This is a genomic window from Luteimonas sp. A482 (genome assembly GCF_054072655.1).
Window position 1 is genome coordinate 92,359 of the sequence record NZ_JBSVRO010000002.1, and the last position, 20,575, is coordinate 112,933.

Annotated in this window: 10 protein-coding genes and 1 pseudogene; 6 read left to right on the plus strand and 5 right to left on the minus strand. The window is 69.0% G+C overall.

Annotation, left to right across the window (positions count from 1 at the left end; genetic code table 11):
* The first annotated feature begins 9 nt into the window (after nt 1-9).
* Together ACW5DW_RS09050 and tssA are read left to right on the plus strand one after the other, a co-directional pair.
* Nucleotides 10-8,934, plus strand: a complete 8,925-nt coding sequence (locus ACW5DW_RS09050; protein WP_457018510.1) for a two-partner secretion domain-containing protein — start codon at nt 10-12, stop codon at nt 8,932-8,934.
* A gap of 37 nt (nt 8,935-8,971) precedes the next feature.
* A complete protein-coding gene (tssA, locus tag ACW5DW_RS09055; RefSeq protein ID WP_457018511.1) occupies nt 8,972-10,012 on the plus strand; it encodes a type VI secretion system protein TssA in 1,041 nt (346 codons plus the stop codon).
* Between the two features lie 254 nt (nt 10,013-10,266).
* Here the strand turns inward: tssA and ACW5DW_RS09060 are convergent, their stop codons facing one another.
* From ACW5DW_RS09060 to ACW5DW_RS09070, 3 genes are all read right to left on the minus strand, one after another.
* On the minus strand, nt 10,267-10,797 hold the full coding sequence (locus tag ACW5DW_RS09060) for a cytochrome b (RefSeq protein ID WP_457018512.1): 531 nt from the start codon (nt 10,795-10,797) through the stop codon (nt 10,267-10,269).
* Nucleotides 10,798-10,883: 86 nt separating this feature from the next.
* The gene (locus ACW5DW_RS09065; RefSeq protein ID WP_457018513.1) at nt 10,884-11,831 is read right to left on the minus strand and encodes an aldo/keto reductase; all 948 of its coding nucleotides are present in this window, start codon (nt 11,829-11,831) and stop codon (nt 10,884-10,886) included.
* Nucleotides 11,832-11,925: 94 nt separating this feature from the next.
* Nucleotides 11,926-12,465 carry an SDR family oxidoreductase gene (locus tag ACW5DW_RS09070; protein ID WP_457018514.1) on the minus strand — a complete coding sequence of 180 codons (540 nt, stop codon included), beginning with the start codon at nt 12,463-12,465 and terminating at the stop codon, nt 11,926-11,928.
* A gap of 49 nt (nt 12,466-12,514) precedes the next feature.
* Here ACW5DW_RS09070 and ACW5DW_RS09075 point away from each other — a divergent pair, with 49 nt between their 5' ends.
* Both ACW5DW_RS09075 and ACW5DW_RS09080 read left to right on the plus strand, forming a co-directional pair.
* Nucleotides 12,515-13,264, plus strand: a complete 750-nt coding sequence (locus ACW5DW_RS09075) for an SIMPL domain-containing protein (protein WP_457018515.1) — start codon at nt 12,515-12,517, stop codon at nt 13,262-13,264.
* A gap of 167 nt (nt 13,265-13,431) precedes the next feature.
* The gene (locus ACW5DW_RS09080) at nt 13,432-16,047 is read left to right on the plus strand and encodes an outer membrane protein assembly factor BamB family protein (RefSeq protein WP_457018516.1); all 2,616 of its coding nucleotides are present in this window, start codon (nt 13,432-13,434) and stop codon (nt 16,045-16,047) included.
* A gap of 111 nt (nt 16,048-16,158) precedes the next feature.
* On the opposite strand, the gene ACW5DW_RS09085 is transcribed toward ACW5DW_RS09080, so the two are convergent.
* Entirely contained in the window at nt 16,159-17,379 is a 1,221-nt protein-coding gene (locus ACW5DW_RS09085; RefSeq protein WP_457018517.1) for an MFS transporter, read from the minus strand.
* Nucleotides 17,376-18,098 carry an MBL fold metallo-hydrolase gene (locus ACW5DW_RS09090; protein ID WP_457018518.1) on the minus strand — a complete coding sequence of 241 codons (723 nt, stop codon included), beginning with the start codon at nt 18,096-18,098 and terminating at the stop codon, nt 17,376-17,378. The genes ACW5DW_RS09085 and ACW5DW_RS09090 overlap by 4 nt, the downstream gene beginning before the upstream one ends.
* Nucleotides 18,099-18,158: 60 nt before the next feature.
* On the opposite strand from ACW5DW_RS09090, the pseudogene ACW5DW_RS09095 reads away from it, so the two are divergent.
* Nucleotides 18,159-19,562, plus strand: a pseudogene (locus tag ACW5DW_RS09095) (helix-hairpin-helix domain-containing protein); the annotation flags it as partial.
* 30 nt (nt 19,563-19,592) lie between these two features.
* Nucleotides 19,593-20,552 carry an acetyl-CoA carboxylase carboxyltransferase subunit alpha gene (locus ACW5DW_RS09100; RefSeq protein ID WP_457018519.1) on the plus strand — a complete coding sequence of 320 codons (960 nt, stop codon included), beginning with the start codon at nt 19,593-19,595 and terminating at the stop codon, nt 20,550-20,552.
* Nucleotides 20,553-20,575 lie beyond the last annotated feature (23 nt).

The following is a 20,575-nucleotide window of genomic DNA, read 5'->3' on the forward strand; positions in this document are numbered from 1 at the left end:
GACCCTGACATGAACCACATCTATCGCATTGTGTTCAATCGCGCGCTGGGACTGGTGCAGGTGGCCTCGGAGCTTGCATCGGGTCGTGGCGCCGGCGGCGCATCCCGCTGCGGGTCGCGCCCAGGGCGGCGGAGCGTGCTGGCGATCGCGCTGGTCCTCGCTTCCGGCGGCGCGCTGGCGCAGGTCGCGCCGGGGCAGCTGCCGACTGGCTGGGACGCAGTGGGCGGCATCGGCAACATCACTCCGGACGACACCACCCTGAGCATCACCCAGATCGACGACCGGGCCCTGATCCGCTGGGACACCTTCGACATCGGCACCATGGCGCTGGTGGAGTTCGAGCAGGTCGCGGGCCAGGTGGCGCTCAACCAGATCCTGGACGTGAACGCCAGCCAGATCCTGGGCAACCTCAGCGCCGACGGCACGATCTTCCTGATCAATCCGAACGGCATCGTGTTCGGCGAGGACGCGACGATCAGCGTCGGCGGACTGGTGGCTTCGACCCTGATGCCCGACGACCCCGATGAGTTCCTCGACATGGGCGTCGACAGCTTCGTCTGGCGCGAAGGCGGCACTGCGGGGACGGTGATCAACCGCGGCACCATCACCATCACCGCCGCCGATGGCAGCGTGGTCCTGCTCGGGGGCGCAGCGCAGAACATGGCGGGCGCCAGCATCGACGTGGGCACCGGCCTGGCGGCGCTGCTGGGGGGCGGACAGGCGCAGGTCGAGCTGGTGCCGGGGGGGACGGTCGTGCAGATCACCGGCCCGGTCGCCGGTTTGCCTGTGGGCATGAGCGCAAGCGTGCTGAACGCGGGGACGATCTCCGCGCACGGTGGAGCGATCCGGCTGCAAGGCGAGCTCGCGCCCGGTCTGTCGACGGCCGTGATGAACACCGGCACCCTCGCCGCCGGCAGCATCGGACTCGGCCCCGACGGCACCATCTCGCTGCTGGCCGGCGGCGCCAGCGGAGACCTGACGGTGGGCGGCAACATCGATGCCGGTGCGGGCCAGGTCGACCTGCAGGCGTCGGGCAATATCAATCTCTCTGCTGCGCTCACTACCGGCGCGTTCGATGTCTCCGCGGCGAGGCTGCTGCAGACGGGTGGTCAAGTACACGCATCCGGCGCGAGCAGCGTGGTCACCTCGGGAACGGCGCAGCTGAACCGCGCGGCCAACGATTTCGAAGGAACACTGGACCTTAGCGCTTCCTCGGGCGTCGTGCGCGATGCGAACGCGCTGCGCCTGGGAACGCTCGATGTAGGCTACCTGGAGGCGGTCAGTGCCGGCGCGCTGTCGCTGGGCACTGGCGTGATCAGCGGGGGTCTCGACGCAATCAGCACCGGCGGCAACATCACCCAGAGCGGCGGGTTGTCGGTGGACGGGTGGGTCTTGATCAATGCCGACACCGGCAATATCACACTGGACCACGTCGCCAACGACTTCACCGGGTCCGTGGAGTTCAGCGGTGGCGTGGTCAACCTGCGCGATGCGAACGCATTGACGCTCTACCTTGTCAGCGCTGACAGCCTGGACGTGGCCAGCACCGGTTCCCTGAACCTGGGGACTGGCGTCATCGCCGGAGATCTCACCGCAACCAGCTCCGGCGGGCAGATCGTCCAGACCAACGTGCTGGCGGTGGGCGGGAATGCCACCATCGATGCCGGCACCGGCGGCATCAACCTGATGGCCTTCGCCAACGAGTTCGAAGGAACAGTCAGCCTCAGCGGTGGCCCGGTCAGCGTGCGCGATGCGAACGCGCTGCGCCTGGGCACGCTCGACGCCAGCAGCCTGCAGGTGACCAGCGCCGGCGCGCTGTCGCTGGGCGAGGGCGTGATCGGCGGGAGCCTCATTGCAAACAGCAACGGTGGCAGCATCACCCAGGCCGGTGCACTGCGCGTGGACGGCGTCAGCACCATCAACGCGGGCAGCGGCGCGATCACGCTGTCCAATGCAGGCAACGACTTCCGCAACCTGGTGAACCTCGCCGGCGGCGTGGCCGTGCTGCGCGATATGAACGCACTGGGTCTGGGCGCGCTCAACGTGACCAGCCTGGCCGTGACCAGTGGCGGCGCGCTCTCGCTGGGTAGTGGCGCGATCGGCGGGAATCTCACCGCCACCACCACCAGCGGCGGCATCACCCAGACCGGCGCGCTCCTGGTCGCGGGCGCAAGCTCGATCGACGCGGGCGCCAGCGCCGTGACCCTGGCCAATGCCGGCAACGACTTCGCCGGCACGGTGAACCTGCGCGGCGGCGCAGTGGCGATCACCGATGCCAACGCACTGACGCTGGGCCAGGTCGATGCGGCGAGCCTGACCGCGGACGCGAACACGATCCGCCTGTCCGGCGACGTGACCACCAGTGGCAACCAGGACTACGACGGCGCGGTAGTGCTCGCCGCAAACGCGGCCCTGGCCGCCGGCGGCAACGTGGATTTTGCGTCGACACTCGATGGCGCGCATCGCCTGTCGGTGGATGCCGATGGCGCGGTCGCGTTCGGCGGCGCCGTCGGCGGCGTCACGACGCTGGCCGGGCTGGACGTGGATGCCGGCAGCTTCAGCACGGACTCGATGATCAGGGTGACCGGCGACCTGTCGATCGCGGTGCAGACGGGTGGCATCACGCAGTCGGTCGCGTTGTGGGGCGAATTCAGCGTTGGCGGCGATGCCATTTTCGATGTCGGTACGGGCAACATCACCTTGACCAACATCAACAACGACTTCGTCGGAGCAGTGAGCCTCCGCGGTGGCCCGGTCAGCGTGCGCGATGCAAACTCACTGAGCCTGGGTACCCTCGACGTCAGCAGCCTGCAGGCGGTCACTACCGGCGCGCTGTCGTTGGGGGAGGGTGCTGTCGCCGGTAACCTCACCGCAATCAGCCAGGGTGGCCACATCACCCAGACCGGCGCACTGTCGGTGGGTGCGGTGACCACGATCCTTGCCGGTGCGGGCGACATCACCCTGGACAATGGCGACAACGATTTCACCGGGAACGTGAGTTTCCAGGGTGCTGCGGTCAGCGTGCACGATGCGAACGTGTTGGGTCTGGGCAGCGTCAACGCTGCCAGCCTGACCGCGGGCAGTGTCGGTGCACTGTCGCTGGGGATCGGCACGATTACCGGGAATCTCGTCGCGACCAGCGGCGGCGGCGGGATCAGCCAGAGCGGCGCGCTGAGGGTGGGTGGGACGAGCACGATCGATGCCGGCGCGGGCGGCATCAACCTGGCCAATAGTGGCAACGATTTCACCGGTGCGGTGCAGCTGCGTGGCGGGACCGTGGCCATCCGTGACGCCAACCTCCTGCAGTTGGATGAGGTGGACGCCAACAGCCTGCAGGCGATGGCGACGACGATCGGCCTCGGCGGCGACGTGACGACCAGTGGCGACCAGGCCTACGCCGGCGCGGTGCTGCTCGGCGCGGACGCTGTCCTGGCCGCCGGCGGCCACGTGTTCTTCGGCTCGACGCTCAATGGCGCGCATCGGCTGCGGGTGGACGCCGATGGCGAGGTGATGTTCGTAGGCGCGGTGGGTGGCGGTACCGCGCTCGCCGGGCTGGACGTGGACGCCGGCAGTTTCAGCGCGGCTTCGACGATCAACGTGGGTGACCTGTCGATCGCGGTACAGACGGGCGACATCCTGCAGTCGGCGGTGTTCCAGGTGGGGGGCAGCGCCAGCTTCGATGCGGGCACGGGCAACATCACCCTGACCAACATCGGCAACGACTTCGTCGGACCAGTGGATCTCCGCGGCGCCATGGTCCTCGTGAACGATACGAACGCGTTGAGCCTGGGCACGCTCGACGTCGGCAGCCTGGATGTGGGCAGTGCCGGCGCGCTGTCGCTGGGGGCTGGTGCAGTCGCCGGTACCCTCGACGCCAACAGTGGCGGCGGCAACATCACCCAGACCGGCGCACTGCACGTGGGCGGCGACAGCATTATCTTCGCAAGTACCGGCTCGATCACGCTGTCCAATGCCGGCAACGACTTCGTCGGCACGACCAATCTCATGGGTGGCGCGATCAGCGTGCGTGATGCGAACACGTTGCGCCTGGGGTTCATCGACGCTGACAGCCTGACTGCGGCCAGTGCCGGCGAATTGTCGCTGGGCTACGGCGGGATTTCCGGAAATCTCGTCGCGACCAGCGGCGGCGGCAACATCAGCCAGCTCATCGAGCTGGCGGTGGGCGGGACGAGCACGATCGATGCGGGCGCGGGCGACATCACCCTGACCGACGCCCGCAATGATTTCGTCGGCGCGGTGGACCTGCGCGGCGGTGCGGTGGCGATCACTGATGCCAACGTGCTGACGCTGGGCCAGGTCGATGCGACGAGCCTGCACGCGACTGCAGTCACGATCGGCCTGTCCGGCGACGTGAGCACCAGCGGCGACCAGCAGTACGACGGCGCGCTGGGCCTGGGTGCGGACCTGGCCTTGACCTCCGGCGGCAACGTGGGCTTCGGCTCGACGATCGACGGCGCGCACCGCCTGTCGGTGGACGCCGATGGCGCAGTCGCGTTCGGGGCCGCGGTTGGTGGCGGTACGGCGCTGGTGGCACTGGACGTGGACGCCGGCAGCTTCAGCGCGGCCTCGACGATCGACGTGGGCGGGGACTTGTCGATCGCGGTGCAGACGGGTGGCATCGCGCAGTCGGGCGCGTTCACGGTTGGCGGCAGCGCCAGCTTCGATGCGGGCGCGGGCAACATCAGCCTGACCAACGCCGGCAATGATTTCATCGGTGCGGTGGACCTGCGCGGTGGTGCGGTCGCGATCGCCGATGCCAACGCGCTGACGCTGGGCCAGGTCGACGTGGCGAGCCTGCACGCGACTGCAGCGACGATCGGCCTGTCCGGCGACGTGACCACCAGCGGCGGCCAGCAGTACGACGGCTCGCTGCGCCTGGGTGCGGACGTGGCCTTGACTTCCGGCGGCAACGTGGGCTTCGGCTCGACGATCGACGGCGCGCACCGCCTGTCGGTGGACGCCGCTGGCGCGGTCGCGTTCGGCGCCGCGGTCGGCAGCGGAACGGCGCTGGCGGCACTGGACGTGGACGCCGGCAGCTTCAGCGCGGCTTCGACGATCGAGGTGGACGGCGATCTGTCGATCGCGGTGCAGACGGGCGGCATCGCGCAGTCGGGCGCGTTCACGGTTGGCGGGCTGTCGAACTTCGACGCAGGCACCGGTGCCATCACGCTGGACAATTCGGGCAACGACTTCACCGGCGCCGTCTCGCTGACCGGTGGCGCGGTGGCGATCGCCGACGCCAACGCGCTGACGCTGGGCCAGATCAACGTGGCGAGCCTGCATGCGACTGCAGCGACGATCGGCCTGTCCGGCGACGTGACCACCAGCGGCGACCAGCAGTACGACGGCACGTTGGACCTGGCTGCGGACCTGGCCTTGACCGCCGGTGGCGATGTGGGCTTCGGCTCGACGCTCGACGGCGCGCATCGCCTGTTGGTGGATGCCGACGGCGCGGTCACGTTTGGGGCCGCGGTCGGCGGCGACACGGCGCTGGCGGCACTGGACGTCGACGCCGGCAGCTTCAGCGCGGTCGCAACGATCGCCGTGGACGGCGACCTGTCGATCGCGGTGCAGGCGGGTGGCATCGCGCAGTCGGGCGCGTTCACGGTTGGCGGCAGCGCAAGCTTCGATGCGGGCGCGGGCAACATCAGCCTGACCAATGCCGGCAATGACTTCGCCGGTGCGGTGGACCTGAGCGGCGGCGACGCCGCGATCCGGGACAGCAATGCGCTGACCCTGGGCGCGCTTGCCGTCGATACCCTGTCCGCGAACAGCCGGGACGCGCTTGGCCTGGGCCAGGGCGTGGTCGGCGGCAACCTGTCTGCCAGCAGCCAAGGTGGCGGGGTCACGCAGTCGGGCGTCCTGCATGTGGGAGGCGCAAGCACGATCGATGCGGGCGGCGGAGCCATCACGCTGGCCGATGCCGGCAACGACTTCGTCGGCGCCGTGAGCCTGACCGGTGGAGTGGCCGCGATCCGCGACGGCAACGCACTGGTCCTGGGCGCGCTGGACGTCGAGGCCCTGTCGGCAAGCAGCCTGGGCGCACTCGGCCTGGGCAGCGGCACGATTGCCGGCGACCTGGTCGCCGACAGCCACGGCGGCGCGATCACCCAAGCGGGTGCGCTGCGCGTGGATGGCGCAAGTACGATCGATGCGGGCGCGGGTGCGATCACCCTGGCCAACGGCGGCAACGATTTTGCAGGGACGGTGTCGCTGGCCGGCGGCGCAGTGGCGATCAGTGACGTCAACGAACTGGCGCTGGGCACGCTGGATGTCGGCGCGCTGAGTGCGGGCAGCAACGGCGCGCTGGGCCTCGGCACCGGCACGATCGCCGGCCCGCTGGTGGCCAGCAGCCAGGGCGGCGCGATCACGCAGTCGGGGGCCCTGCAGGTGGCAGGCGCCAGCACGATCAATGCCGGCAGCGGTGCGATCACGCTCGACCATGCCGGCAACGATTTCGTGGGGGCCGTGGCCTTGAGCGGTGGCGCGGCCACGATCCGCGACAGCAACGCGCTGGTCCTGTCCGCGCTGGATGTCGACGCCTTGTCGGCAAGCAGCCAGGGCGCGCTCGGCCTCGGCAACGGGACGATTTCCGGCGATCTGTCTGCCGAAAGCCATGGCGGCGCAGTCACGCAATCGGGGGCGCTGCACATCGGTGGTGCAAGTACGATCGATGCGGGCGCGGGGGCAATCATCCTGGCCAACGCCGGCAATGATTTCGCTGGCGAGGTGTCGCTGAGTGGCGCTGCCGCGTCGATCCGCGACCGCAATGCCTTGACCCTGGCGACGCTCGACGTCGACTCGCTGACGGCCACCAACCAGGGCGCCCTCGGCCTGGGCAGCGGCGGCATTGCCGGTGCGCTCACCGCGGGCAGCGGTGGCGGTGCGATCACGCAGTCCGGCGCGCTGACGGTGGGCGCACCGGCCACGCTCGATGCGGAGCGCGGATCGATCACCCTGATCAACGCCGGCAACGATTTCGTCGGCGAGGTCTCGCTGGGCGGCGGCGCAGTGTTGATCAACGACGCCAACGCGCTGACGCTGGGCGCGCTCGATATCGGCTCGCTGGCGGCCACCAGCCACGGCGCGCTCGACCTCGGCGCCGGCACGATCGCGGGCAATCTGGCCGCGAGCAGCGATGGCGGTGCGATCACGCAATCCGGGGCCTTGCACGTCGATGGCACCAGCGCGCTGAATGCAGGCAATGGTGCGATCGTGCTGGCCAACGCCGGCAACGACTTCGTCGGCGAGGTCTCGCTGGTCGGCGGTGCGGTCTCGATCCATGATCGCAACACGCTGTCCCTGGGCGCGGTGGATGCGGCCAGCCTGCAGGCGTCGGCGAATGCCATCGTCCTGCGGCAGAACATCGCCACCGTCGGTGACCAGGTCTACGACGGCGCGCTCGCATTGGCCAACGACGTGGCGCTGGAAGCAGGTGGCAACGTCGCGTTTGGCTCGACGGTTGGCGGCGCGCATGCCCTGTCGGTCGACGCGGACAGACACGTCGGCTTTGCCGACACGGTCGCGGTGGGCGCACTGGCGGTGGATGCGGGCAGCTTCACTGCGGCCTCGACGCTGGACGTGGGCGGGGACCTGTCGCTCGCGGTGCGCAGCGGCGGGATCGCGCAGTCGGGCGCATTCCAGGTTGGCGGCAGCGCACACTTCGATGCCGGAAGCGGCGACATCGCACTGGACAACGCCAGCAACGATTTTGGCGGTCCGGTCGGCTTGGCCGGCGGCGCCATCACGTTGCGCGACCGCAACGACCTGACGCTGTCGCATCTGCGCTCGGGCCAGGACGCCAACGTGCAGGTGGTGGCCGCCGGTGCGCTGACCCTGCCGGTACAGGCCATCGACACCGGAACCGGAAACCTGCATCTGGCGGCCCAGGGCGGCACGCTGACCACGCGCGCCGCATTGGGCGGTGGTGATATCACGCTGCAGGGCGCGACCGGCGTGATGCTCAACAATGACGTCCTGGCAAGCGGCAGCCTGCATCTGGAAAGTGGCGGTGACCTGGTGCAGAGCAGCGGTCGAGTCGGTGCCGCCCTGCTGACCGGCAGCGCAGCGGGCGAGGCCAGGCTGGCCGGAGCCAACCGCATCGAACAGTTGGGCGCGTTCTCGGCCAGCCGGATCCACCTCGCCAATGCCGGCCCGCTCGCCGTCACCGGCCCGGTGGATGCGCGCACCGGCGCGCTGCTGGTGACGCTGTCCGAAGGCGACCTCGCGATCGACGGCCGCATGTCCGCGGCCGACATCCGGCTCGAGGTCGCCGGCGGCATCGCCCAGGGCGCGGACGGCCAACTGCTTGCGCGCACCCTCAGCGGCCGCGCCGGTGGCGCGGTGAATCTCGGCGACGCGACGCGCTTTGTCGACAACCAGGTCGAACGGATCGGCGACTTCACCGCGCGCAGCGGTTTCAGCATGACCAACGGCCGTTCGCTCACCCTGGCCTCGCTCAACGGCAGCAACTTCACCATCGATGCCGGCACCGCGGACTTCCACATCGAAGTCGACGGCGACCTGCACCAGGACGGTACCGACTGGCTCTACAACGGGCGCGGCACCTGGCTGGCGAGCGGCGGCATCGGCCTGCCGGCGTCGCCGATCTACGTCATGGGGCTGGAGTCGCAGGTCGCGACCCTGGGCGCGCCGCCCGCGTATTTCTATGCGGTGCGGCCCGATGGCTCGCTGCTGCCGATCGTCGGCGATGCAGTCAACGTGCCGACCTCGGTGTGGGCAGGGCGCGCGCAGACCTCCAGCAACCGCCAGGTGGCCTACGTGGACGTGGGCGCGGATGCCTCCAACTACCGGGGTTACGGCCTGGTCGAGCCGGGCGTGCGCCTGCCCGCCGACCAGCAGCCCGAATGCGACCCCGATTTCCCGAGCCCGGAATGCGAGGCACTGCAATGAGCATCATCGACAGGCACGTGCGACGGGGGATCACGGCATGAGCACGGGAGTAGACATCATGGCGCTGGCCGCGCCGCTCGAGGGCGATGCGCCGTCCGGTCCCGACCTGGAGTACGACGCCGGTTTCATGGCCCTGGAGCGGGCGGTTGCGCCGCGTGGAGAGCGTGTGGTCGGGGGCGACGATGGCGAAGCCGACGAACCCGACTGGGACCGCTTGGCTGCATCGGCGCTGGCCCTGCTCGAGCGCACCCGCGACCTGCGCGTGGCGGTGATCCTCGCCACCGCATGGCTGCGCATGCACGGCCTGCCCGGTTGGCGCGATGGCCTGGCGCTGGTGCTGGCGCTGCTGGAGCAGCACTGGGACGGCGTGCACCCGCAGCTGGATGCGGAGGACGACAACGACCCCACCGCGCGCGTCAATGCGCTGATGCCGCTGGCTGATCCGCAGGGCCCGCTGGGGTACCTGCGCAACACCCCGTTCGTGCAGTCGGCGCGGCTGGGCGCATTCGCCCTGCGCGACCTGCGCATCGCCAGCGGCAGCCTCAAGCCGGCCGCCGGTGACAGCGACGCTCAGGCTTCGACCACCGAAATCGAAGCCTGCTGCCTGGACTGCCCCGAAGACCTGCTTGGCCGCAACGCCGAAGCGGTGCATGCGGCGCTGGCGCACGCCCGCGCCATCGACGCGCTGCTGACCGAACGGCTTTCGACCAGCGCGCCGGAGTTCAAGCCGCTGCTGTCGGACCTGTACGAACTCGACCGCTTCCTGCAGGCGCAATGGTCCGCCCGCACCGGCACGGTGGGCGCGAGCGAGGAAGCCGGCGAGGCGGTGGCCGGCGACGAGGGTGCGGGCGCGCCCGCTGCCGGCGCGCCGGGCAGGATCGCGGGCCCGTCGGACGTGGTCCGGCGCATCGACGAAATCTGCGACTACTACGCGCGCCAGGAGCCCTCCAGTCCTGTCCCGATCCTGCTGCGTCGCGCGCAGCGCCTGGTCGGCCTCGGCTTCGAGGACCTGCTGCGCAACCTCGCTCCGGCAGGGCTGGGCGAACTGCAGAACGTGGCGGGGGCGGCGCAGGAATAAGGGTCTTCCCCGATCGAGGGAAACGACATGACGTCTGCAGGAGCGGCTTCAGCCGCGATCGAGACCGACCCACGACCAACGCCCGCCGACAGCAACGGCTGCCGCGAAGTTCGCAGCAAGGAAGGCTGCACGACACGTCCGGATCCAAGTCCGCTCCGCCTTCGCAAAGACGGGCCTTCCCCGGCTTGGGCACCCGTCCGAAACGAGCCCCTGGCCGTGTGCCACGGCACCACGGCGCCCCCCGGCGTGCGGCCCTACAGCATCCGCCGCAGCACGCCATCCTTCCTGATGAAGTGATGGACCAGCGCCATCCCCGCGTGGCCGACGACCATCAAGATCAGTAGCCATGCCAACGGCGAATGCAGGGTGCCGCCAAACGCGGCGAGCCAGGGGATCTTCGCGCCCTTGGCGACCAGCTCGATGCCGAACACGCTCAGACCGTAGCCGTTGCCGAGCATGATGCTGAGGCCCGTCACCGGCATCAGCACCAGCGCGGCGTACAGCGCCACGTGCCCCGCCTTGGCCAGCAAGCCAAGTGCCGCCGGCGGCGGTGCGGGCGGGCGGTTGCCATGGTTGCGCAGCGCCCAGAAAATCCGCGGCACCACCAGCACGAGCACCAGCACGCCGACCGAGATGTGCCACGGCACCAGGGTCTGGCCGATCCAGTGTTCGCCGTCGTCGATGCGGTCGAAGATCTTCAGCGCCTGCCACGCGACCAGCAGGGCCACGGCCCAGTGGAAGAAGCGGGAGACAGTTCCGTAGCGTTCCCGGGTGTCACGGCTCATGGTTGGCTCCTTGTTTCGTGGATTGTCCGTCGCCACGCACATGGTCGTCGCAGCCGACCATACGCGACGCCGGGCAATCGCGCGGCTCAGGCGTGCGGCCTGCTGGCGCGGTCGAGCACCTCCAGTGCGGACGCAGGCAATACCAGTGCGGCCGCGCCCATGATGTCGTCCAGCTGCGCGAGGCTGGTGGCACTGGCGATCGGCGTGACCTGCGGCCGCGTCATCAACCATGCCAGCGCGACCTGCGCCGGGGTGGCCGACAGATCGGCGGCGACCGCGCTCAGCACGTCGAGCAGCTTCATGCCGCGCGCGTCGAAGTAGCCCTTCAGGAACGCCTCGCGCGCCGTGCCTTCGAGATCGCTGGCGTTGTTGTACTTGCCGGTCAGGAAGCCGCTGGCGAGCGAGAAATAGCTCAGCACCCCAAGATCGTGCTCTGCAGCCACGCCAGCCAGATCGGACTCATAGCCGGCGCGGTCATGCAGGTTGTAGCCGGGCTGCACCACCCCGTAGCGCGGCAGCCCGCGCTCGGCCGATAGCGCCAGCGCTTCGCGCAGGCGCGCGGCACTGTAGTTGGAGGCGCCGATCGCGCGCACCTTGCCGGCTTCGACCAGTTTCGAAAACGCAGTCAGCGTTTCCTCCAGCGGCACCTGGTCGTCGTCCTCGTGGGCGAAGTAGACGTCGATGTGGTCGGTGCGCAGGCGCCGCAGCGAGTCCGCGGCCGCCGCCTCGATGTTCGCCGCCGACAGGCCCTTGCGCGGCGCCCACTTGGCGACCTTGGTCATCAGCACCACGTCGTCGCGACGGCCGCGCCTGGTCAGCCAGTTGCCGATCACGGTTTCTGATTCGCCGCCCGACAGCCCGGGCGCCCACGCGGAGTAGGCGTCCGCGGTGTCGATGGCGTTGAAGCCACGCTCGAAAAAGCGGTCGAGCAGCGCGAACGAGCGCGCCTGGTCGGCGGTCCAGCCGAAGACGTTGCCGCCAAACACGAGCGGGGCGATCTGGAGGCCGGAACGGCCAAGTTCTCGCATCTGCATCCTGGTTCTCCTGTGGTTTTCTGTGTTTCATCTTCCCCCGCCTGCGGGGAAAGTACCCGCGAAGCGGGGGATGGGCCAAGCCGACTCCCTGGCCTCAGGCAATGCTTTCCACGATGCCGCCTTCCACCCGCAGCGCCGCACCCGTCGTCGCGCTCGCCTGCGGCGATGCGATATACACGCACATGGCGGCGACCTCTTCCGGATCGGCAAAGCGACGCAACAGCGTCGACGGCCGGTTCTCGGCCAGGAACCGCGCCTCCATCTGCGAGGCATCCTCGCTGGACACGAACTGGATCCGCCCCCAGCCGCGCGCGCGCATGCCCTTCGCGTAATGGCGGCCCAGGCGCACGCCGCTCATGACGTTGACCTGCCAGAACTCGTCCCGGAGCGCGTCGTCGATGTCGAAAAACCCGTGCGCGCCATGGATGCCGAGGTTGTTGACCGTCGCGCCGATGATGGGCTGGATCGATCTCCATACAATTTCCTTTGCGGTCAATGACTTCACGATGTGGAGGCGGCACGTGTAGCAAAGAAGCTGCACTGGAGGTAGGCCGCACTGTTGCGGAACAAGCCCCGTACCGACGATCGGAAGGCAGAAGCTGGCGCTGGTATAGGTAGCCGCCTTTAACCCCATGCGCCGTGGGCGTGCGTTCTCGATGGGGCCTCCAAAACTTGGAACCCGAATGCCACGTCTTGATCAGAACTCGCCCGCGCCCTTTTTCCTTATAGCTCTTGCTTCGGTATCCCTGTTGGCCGCCTGCGGGCCACAGGGCATCGCAGACAGCAGCAGCGACACAACCCTCGTTGCCGTATCCGCCAGCGCGGAGATCAAACGCACTCCTGACCTGGCAGTACTCACGACGGGTGTCGTGAGTCGAGGGGCGGATGCCAAGGCGGCGATCGCACTGAACAGCAAGGAGATGGCCTCTGTCGTCAACGCCGTCACGGCAGCCGGAATCGAGTTGAAAGACATGCAGACTAGTGGCGTGAGCATCAATCCGGACTATGCCTATGTCGCCAACCGCCCCCCTCGCATCAATGGCTACTACGCCTCCAATACGGTGAACATCACCGTCCGCGAGATCTCCGCACTCGGTACGATCCTCGATGCGCTGATCGCTGTCGGGGCAAACCAGGTCAATGGCCCGATGTTCGACATCGCCGACAAGGACGCAGTGCTGGATGAGGCACGCGGCATGGCGCTGGTCAAGGCACGCAAGCGTGCGGACCTCTATGCGGAACATCTTGGACTACGCGTGACGCGTGTCGTCAGCGTGGATGAGACCCGCGGGCGCGCTCCCATCGGAGTCGCATACGCGCGTGGCACGGTCGTCGAGCAGGCGGCGACTGATGCGAGTGCGAACGTCCCTATCGCTCCCGGCGAAAACACCTTGAGCCTGGCATTGGATGTGGTGTACGAGCTGGCGGAATAGCACCAACCCGACGTCGCCGGGACTGCTGCACATGCTGAGCTGTGCGGTGGTCTATCTTCTGGTAGACCATGGTCGCGCTCTGGAGTGATGTGACGGCGCCCGATGGAATCGACCGCTCGGCGGATCTGCATCTCCAGCTCTGGTGGAATTGAACAATGGACAGCCCAATGAAAACCGCCTCATCCCGCGTCTGGCCGACGTACGTGGCCGCAGTGCCGGTCCTGCTGTTCGGCCTGTTCATGGCCATCGGCGGCGGCGTTCTCGTGAGCCGCGGCGGCAGCTGGTACTTCCTGCTTGCAGGCCTCGGCATGACCGCTTCGGCGGCGTTGATGTTCATGGGACGGCGGACGGGCGCCTGGCTGTATGCGGCGGTCTTGCTGGCCACGGTGCCCTGGGCGCTGCGGGAGGTGGGACTGGAGGCTTGGCCGCTGATCTCGCGGCTGTTCGCACTCGGCGTGATCGGCCTGCTGGTCGCCCTGGCGTATCCGTCGTTGGCGCGGCGCGATGGCCATCCTGGCCGGCATCGCGGCGCGTGGGGTGTTGCAGTGGCGCTTGGCGCCTGCCTGGCCGTGGGCGTGGTGGCGATGTTCACGCCGCAGGTGCTGGTGGAGGCCGATGGCGCCGGCGCCGCGGTGACACCCGTCGTCGCGGGCGAACGCCAGAGCGAGTGGCGGCATTGGGGACAGGACACCGCGGGCACCCGCTTCGCCGCACTCGACCAGATCGACCGCGACAACGTCGGCGCGCTGGAAGTGGCCTGGACCGCCCGCACCGGCGACATTCCCGAGAGCACCGGCTCCGGCGCGGAAGACCAGAACACGCCGCTGCAGATCGGCACCGACCTGTTTGTCTGCACCGCCTACGGCACCGTGCTGGCGCTCGATGTCGACACCGGCGAAGAGAAGTGGCGCTTCGATCCGCAGGCCACCGCGCCCAACTGGCAGCGTTGCCGCGGGCTCGGCTACCACGAGCAGGGCGGCGCCGGGCTGCCGGTCGGGTCGCAACACACGGCCGACCCCGGCGCTCCGGCGCAGCCGCCGGCCAGGACGGCGGATCCCCGCAGCGCGGACGGCGGCACCATGAGCCGCGACCCGACGAGCCGCAACGCCACGCCTCCCGTCGCAGCCATCGACGATGACGCGGCGACGGAGCAGGCCGCCGAGGCAGGCCCCGAAGTCGAACCCCGGGCCGCCTCCGAAGCCGCCGAGGGCGTCAACGTCAACGCCATGCCCACGTCGCGCGGCTGCCGCCGCCGACTGTTCCTGCCGACCCTCGACGCCCGCCTGATCGCGCTCGACGCCGATACGGGCCTGCCCTGCGCCGGGTTTGGCGACGGCGGCACGGTCGACCTGGGCGTCGGCATGGGCGAGATCCTGCCCGGCTACTACCAGCAGACCTCGAACCCGCTGGTGGCCGGCAACGTGGTGGTGGTCGGCGGCCGCGTGGCCGACAACTTCTCGGTCGACGAACCGCCGGGCGTGGTCCGCGCCTTCGATGCGATCAGCGGCGAACTCGCCTGGGCCTGGGATCCGGGCAATCCGGCCATCACCGGCTTGCCGCCGGAGGGTGAAACCTACACCCGCGGCACCCCCAACGTCTGGGCCGCGATGTCCTACGACGCAGCGCTCGGGCTGGTCTACGCGCCGACCGGCAACGCCACGCCGGATTTCTGGTCCGGCCATCGCAGCGAACTGGACGAGCGCTATTCCTCGGCCGTGGTCGCGCTGGACGTCGCCACCGGCCGGCCGCGCTGGCACTACCAGATGACCCACCGAGATCTGTGGGACTTCGACATCCCGGCCCAGCCGCTGCTGTACGACCTGCCCGACGGCAGCGGTGGCAGCGTGCCGGCGCTGGTGCAGATCACCAAGCAGGGCGAGATCTTCGTGCTCGACCGCCGCACCGGCGCACCGATCACCGAAGTGGCCGAAAAGCCCGTACCGCAGGGCGACCTGCCCGGCGAGCGCTATGCGCCGACCCAACCGTACTCGGTCGGCATGCCTTCGATCGGCAACCAGACCCTGGTCGAGTCCGACATGTGGGGCGCCACGCCGCTGGACCAGCTGCTGTGCCGCATCCAGTTCAAGTCCATGCGCCACGAGGGCGTCTACACCCCGCCGGGGCTGGACCGCTCGCTGCAGATGCCGGGCTCGCTGGGCGGGATGAACTGGGGCGGCGCGGCGGTCGACCCGACCACCCACACCCTGTACGTCAACGACATGCGCCTGGGCCTGGCCAACTACATGGTCAGGCGCGAGGACGTGCCCACCGATGCCAGCGGCATCGAGATGGGCATCGTGCCCATGGAAGGAACGCCCTACGGCGCCATGCGCGAGCGCTTCCTGTCCCAGCTCGGGATCCCGTGCCAGAAGCCGCCGTTCGGCACCATGACCGCGATCGACCTGGCCAACCGCCGGATCCTCTGGCAGGTGCCACTGGGCACCGTGCAGGATACAGGCCCACTCGGAATCAAGATGCTGCTGCCGATCCCGATCGGCATGCCGACGTTGGGCGGGCCACTATCGACACAGTCGGGGCTGGTGTTCTTCGCCGGCACCCAGGACTACTACCTGCGCGCGCTCGACGGCCGCACCGGCGAGACTTTGTGGAAGGGCCGCCTGCCGGTCGGCAGCCAGGCCGGCCCGATGACCTATGTCTCGCCGCGCACCGGCCGCCAGTACGTGGTGGTCACCCCCGGCGGCGCGCGCGTGTCGCCCGACCGCGGCGATTACGTCATCGCCTATGCGCTGCCGCAGGATCGGACCGGTGGCGCGCCCAACTGACGGTGGCTTGCCGTGGGGATGGAAGCCGCCGCTCCTGGGACCATGCCGCAGGCCTTCGTGGTCATTGCGAGATCCCTGTGTGGGGATTTTCGGATGCGGGAATTCAAGGCTTCAGGCTGGGGTCTTGTCGGCGCGCGCCGCGAGCAACGCCAGCAATGCGGCGGCCACCAATACGGCGGCGCTCACCACGAACGTGGTCGCATAGCCACTCGTGTCGAACAGCACGCCGCCGACCGTCGAGCCCAGCGCGATGGACAACTGGATGACCGCCACCATCAGCCCGCCGCCGGCCTCGGCGTCGTCCGGCAGTGTCCTGGCCACCCACGACCACCAGCCCACGGGCGCGGCCGTGGCCAGCAGGCCCCAGAGACCGAACAGCACCGCCACGCCGGCAAGCCAGCCGCCGAACGCGACCAGCGCCACCGCGATCACCGCCATCAGCAGCGGGATCGCGACCAGCGTGCGGTAGAAATCCATCTTCAGGGCGATGCCGATGACCGCAGTGCCGATGAGGCCGGCGACGCCGATGATCAGCAGGATGAAGGACAGCGTGGCCACGTCCACCAGCGTCACCATCTCGAGGAACGGCCGCACGTAGGTGAACAGCACGAACTGCCCCATGAAGAAGGCGCCGACCGCCAGCATGCCAAGCGTCACCACGCGGCGCTTGAACAGGCGAAAGACGTTGCCGGAGCCCGCCGTGCGCGGGCCGGCCGGCATCGACGGCAGGCTGATCCATTGCCAGACAAGCGCGATCAGCGCGACCGGCACCAGGCACAGGAATGCACCGCGCCAACCGATGACGCCGCCAAGCCACGCACCCAGTGGCGCGGCCACCACCACCGCCAGCGCGTTGCCGCCATTGAAGATGGCCAGCGCCCTGGGCACCTGATCGGTCGGCACCAGCCGCATCGCCACCGCTGCCGACAGCGACCAGAACCCGCCCACGACCACACCGATCAGCGCACGGCCGATCATGTAGGTCAGATAGTCGGGCGCCAGCCCGACGATGAGGCCCGACGCGCACATGAGCGCCGTCATCGCCAGCAGCAGGGTCTTGCGGTTCATCGTGCCGGCGAGGGTCGAGATGGACAGGCTGGTCAGCACCGCGAAGGCGCCCGAGATGGCGATCCCGTAACCCGCCCAGCCTTCGCTGATCCGCAGATCCGCGGCGATGGGCGTCAGCAGGCTGACGGGCATGAACTCCGAGGCGATGAGCGCGAACACGCACATCGTCATCGCGAACACGCCGCTCCAGTAAGCGGGTTGCGCCCCGGCCTGCTGGACGGCAGGCGTGTCGCTTGTGGCGGTGCGGGGATCCGGAGATGTCATGGCGTGCGTCCTCGTGCCGGAGCGGTCGCGGGTGCGGGATGCGTGCCTGCGGTCGCGTCATGATTGGTGGTGGACATCCACCACGCCGTGAACACCTGCGGTCGGTCATCGAAGTGCACCGGCTGGCCGATCGTCGGCGTCCACAGGACGTAGTCGCGCCCCTTGCTGGCCTCGACAAGACGGTCGAACGGGTCGTTCCAGTCATGCCGCGCGAGGGTGAAACGCCCCACGTGTTGCGGCGTCAGCACCCGCGCCCCGAGATCCACCGCGGCCTGGGCCGCCTGTTCCGGATTCATGTGCAGGTTGGCCCAGCGCGGGTCGTACTGGCCGGTGTCGAGTGCCACCCAGTCGAACGGGCCGTAGCGCTGCCCGATCGCGGCGAAATGGTCGCCATAGCCGGAGTCACCGCTGAAGAATATCCGCCGCTGCGGCGTCTCCATGGCGAAGCCGACCCACAGCGATTTGTTGCGGGTGAACGTGCGCCCGGAGTAATGGCGGGCGGGCGTGGCATGAAGCGCCAGGTCTTCCGTGAGCGCAAGCGTGTCGTTCCAGTCGAGCTCGTCTATCCGCGTGGCGTCGTAACCCCACGACTCGAAATGCGCGCCGACGCCGAGCCCGGTGACCACCCGGTCCACCACGGGCTCAAGTGCCAGGATCGTCGGATAGTCCAGATGATCGAAATGATCGTGCGTGATCAGCAGGACATCGATCCGCGGCATGTCGTCCGCCGAGTAGATGCTGGTGCCGGCGAACGCCTCGATGAAGCCCGGCAGCGGCGCGACCTGCTGCGCCGGGCGATGGGCAAGAAGAAAGTCGAGGAGATGGCCAAGGAGCGCGCCAAGTTCGAGGCCGGTGCGCTTGAGAGCCGTGGCATCCAGCCACGCGAAGCGGGCCCGATCTTCGACCTGCTGGAAAAATTCGCCGGCTACGGCTTCAACAAGTCGCACGCCGCGGCCTACGCACTGGTGTCCTACCAGACCGCGTGGCTGAAGACCCACTATCCGGCCGAGTTCATGGCCGCGGTGCTGTCCAGCGACATGGACAACACCGACAAGGTGGTCGGCTTCCTCGACGAGGCGCGGGTGATGGGCCTGGACGTGCAGGCGCCGGATGCGAATGCATCGGGCTACATGTTCGAAGCGATCGACGTGCGAACGGTGCGCTACGGCCTGGGCGCGGTGAAGGGCGTCGGCCGCGGCGCCTGCGAGGCGATCGTCGACGAGCGCGCGCGCGGCGGCGCGTTCGCCGACCTGCTGGATTTCTGCCAGCGGGTGGATTCGACCAAGCTCAACAAGCGTGCGCTTGAAGCGCTGGTCAACGCCGGTGCGCTGGATGCCCTGGGCCCGAATCGCGCTTCGCTGATGCTGCAATTGCCCGAAGTGCTGAAGGCGACCGAGCAACTGGCGCGCGAGCGCGACGCGGGCCAGGTGTCGTTGTTCGGCGGCGGCGATGATGCTGCCAGCGGACCGTCGCTGGCGCTGGAACTGCCACAGGCGCCGGAATGGCCGCTGCTGCAGCGCCTGCAGGGCGAACGCGAAACCCTGGGCCATTACCTCAGCGGCCATCCGCTGGATCCCTATCGCGACGAGCTGCGCGGCCTGGTTGGCCACGACCTGGGCGACCTGGACCGGATCTGGAACGACCGCCCGCAGGAAGAACGCCGCGGCTGGCGCCAGTAAGCGACCACGGTCGTGGCTGGTCAGGTCGTGGCGATGCGCAAGCGCGGCGACTCGCAGGCCTTCGTCCAGCTCGACGACGGCCACGGCCGGGTCGAATGCGCGTTCTTCGCCGAGGCCTGGCAGGACCATGCGCAGTTGCTGACCCGCGACCGCATCCTGGTGATCGAGGGCGGCCTGCGTGCGGACGAGTTCAGCGGCGGCTTCGCGCTGCGCGCGCGACGCTGCTGGGATTACACCGAGATCTGCCGGCAGCACGCGCAGCGCCTGTCGGTAAAGCTCGACCTGCGCGAAGCGGCGGCCGTGGGCGGCTTCAACCAGGCCCTGCAGGGCCACGCCGGAGCCACCCCGCTGCTGATCGAGGCGATCACCGACGAGGCCATCGGCCGGCTCAGCATCAACGGCGGCCAGGGCGTGCGTGCCGATGCCGCCCTGCCCGGGCTGCTGCGGGGCCTGCCGGGGGTGCGCGGGGTCCGCCTGCACCTGAACAAGCCGTGGGCGTCGTAGCGCCGAGCCATGCTCGGCTAAACTGGTGGCATGAACCCGAACTACCTCGATTTCGAGCAGCCCATCGCCGACCTGAAAGCCAAGATCCAGGAACTGCGACATGCCAGCCATGGGCCGGCGGTCAATGTCGACGCCGAGGTACACACGCTGCAGAACAAGCTGCGCCAGCGCACCGCCCACATCTTCCGCGACCTGACCCCGTGGCAGGTCTCGCAGCTCTCGCGCCATCCGGCCCGGCCTTACACGCTGGACTACCTGCGGGTGATCTGCGACGAGTTCCAGGAGCTGGCGGGCGATCGCGCCTACGCCGACGACGCCGCCATCGTCGGTGGCCTGGCCCGGATCGACGGGCGCCCGATGGTGGTGATCGGCCACGAGAAAGGCCGCGACACCAAAGCCAAGCTCAAGCGCAACTTCGGCATGCCGCGCCCCGAGGGCTACCGCAAGGCGCTGCGGCTGATGAAGCTGGCCGAGCGCTTCCAATTGCCGTTGCTGACCTTCATCGACACCATGGGTGCCTATCCGGGCATCGGCGCCGAGGAGCGGGGCCAGTCCGAGGCGATCGCCCGCAACCTGATGGAAATGGCCGAGCTGCGCACTCCGATCATCTGCACGGTGATCGGCGAAGGCGGCTCCGGCGGCGCGCTGGCGATCGGTGTCGGCGACCGCACCCTGATGCTCGAATACAGCACCTACTCGGTGATTACCCCGGAAGGCTGCGCCTCAATCCTGTGGAAGACCGCGGCCAAGGCCAAGGACGCCGCCGAGCAGTTGGGCCTGACCGCGAAGCGGCTCAAGGGCCTGGGCCTGGTCGACAAGGTCATACGCGAGCCCATCGGCGGCGCCCACCGCAACCCGATGCAGATGGCCAAGCGGCTCAAGGCCGTGCTGATGAACGAGCTCAACGCGCTCGAGCAGCTGCCCCTCGACGGCCTGCTGCAGCGCCGCTACGAGCGCCTGCGGGCCTACGGAGCCTACGAGGCGGCCTGAGCCGGGCCGGGCTAGACTCGGGG

What these genes read in the sequence shown, in the direction of transcription:
- ACW5DW_RS09050 (WP_457018510.1), top strand. Translation starts at nt 10, where the DNA reads ATGAACCACATCTATCGCATTGTGTTCAATCGCGCGCTGGGACTGGTG.
- tssA (WP_457018511.1), top strand. Translation starts at nt 8,972, where the DNA reads ATGAGCACGGGAGTAGACATCATGGCGCTGGCCGCGCCGCTCGAGGGC.
- ACW5DW_RS09060 (WP_457018512.1), bottom strand. Translation starts at nt 10,797, where the DNA reads ATGAGCCGTGACACCCGGGAACGCTACGGAACTGTCTCCCGCTTCTTC.
- ACW5DW_RS09065 (WP_457018513.1), bottom strand. Translation starts at nt 11,831, where the DNA reads ATGCAGATGCGAGAACTTGGCCGTTCCGGCCTCCAGATCGCCCCGCTC.
- ACW5DW_RS09070 (WP_457018514.1), bottom strand. Translation starts at nt 12,465, where the DNA reads ATGGGGTTAAAGGCGGCTACCTATACCAGCGCCAGCTTCTGCCTTCCG.
- ACW5DW_RS09075 (WP_457018515.1), top strand. Translation starts at nt 12,515, where the DNA reads ATGCCACGTCTTGATCAGAACTCGCCCGCGCCCTTTTTCCTTATAGCT.
- ACW5DW_RS09080 (WP_457018516.1), top strand. Translation starts at nt 13,432, where the DNA reads ATGAAAACCGCCTCATCCCGCGTCTGGCCGACGTACGTGGCCGCAGTG.
- ACW5DW_RS09085 (WP_457018517.1), bottom strand. Translation starts at nt 17,379, where the DNA reads ATGACATCTCCGGATCCCCGCACCGCCACAAGCGACACGCCTGCCGTC.
- ACW5DW_RS09090 (WP_457018518.1), bottom strand. Translation starts at nt 18,098, where the DNA reads ATGCCGCGGATCGATGTCCTGCTGATCACGCACGATCATTTCGATCAT.
- ACW5DW_RS09100 (WP_457018519.1), top strand. Translation starts at nt 19,593, where the DNA reads ATGAACCCGAACTACCTCGATTTCGAGCAGCCCATCGCCGACCTGAAA.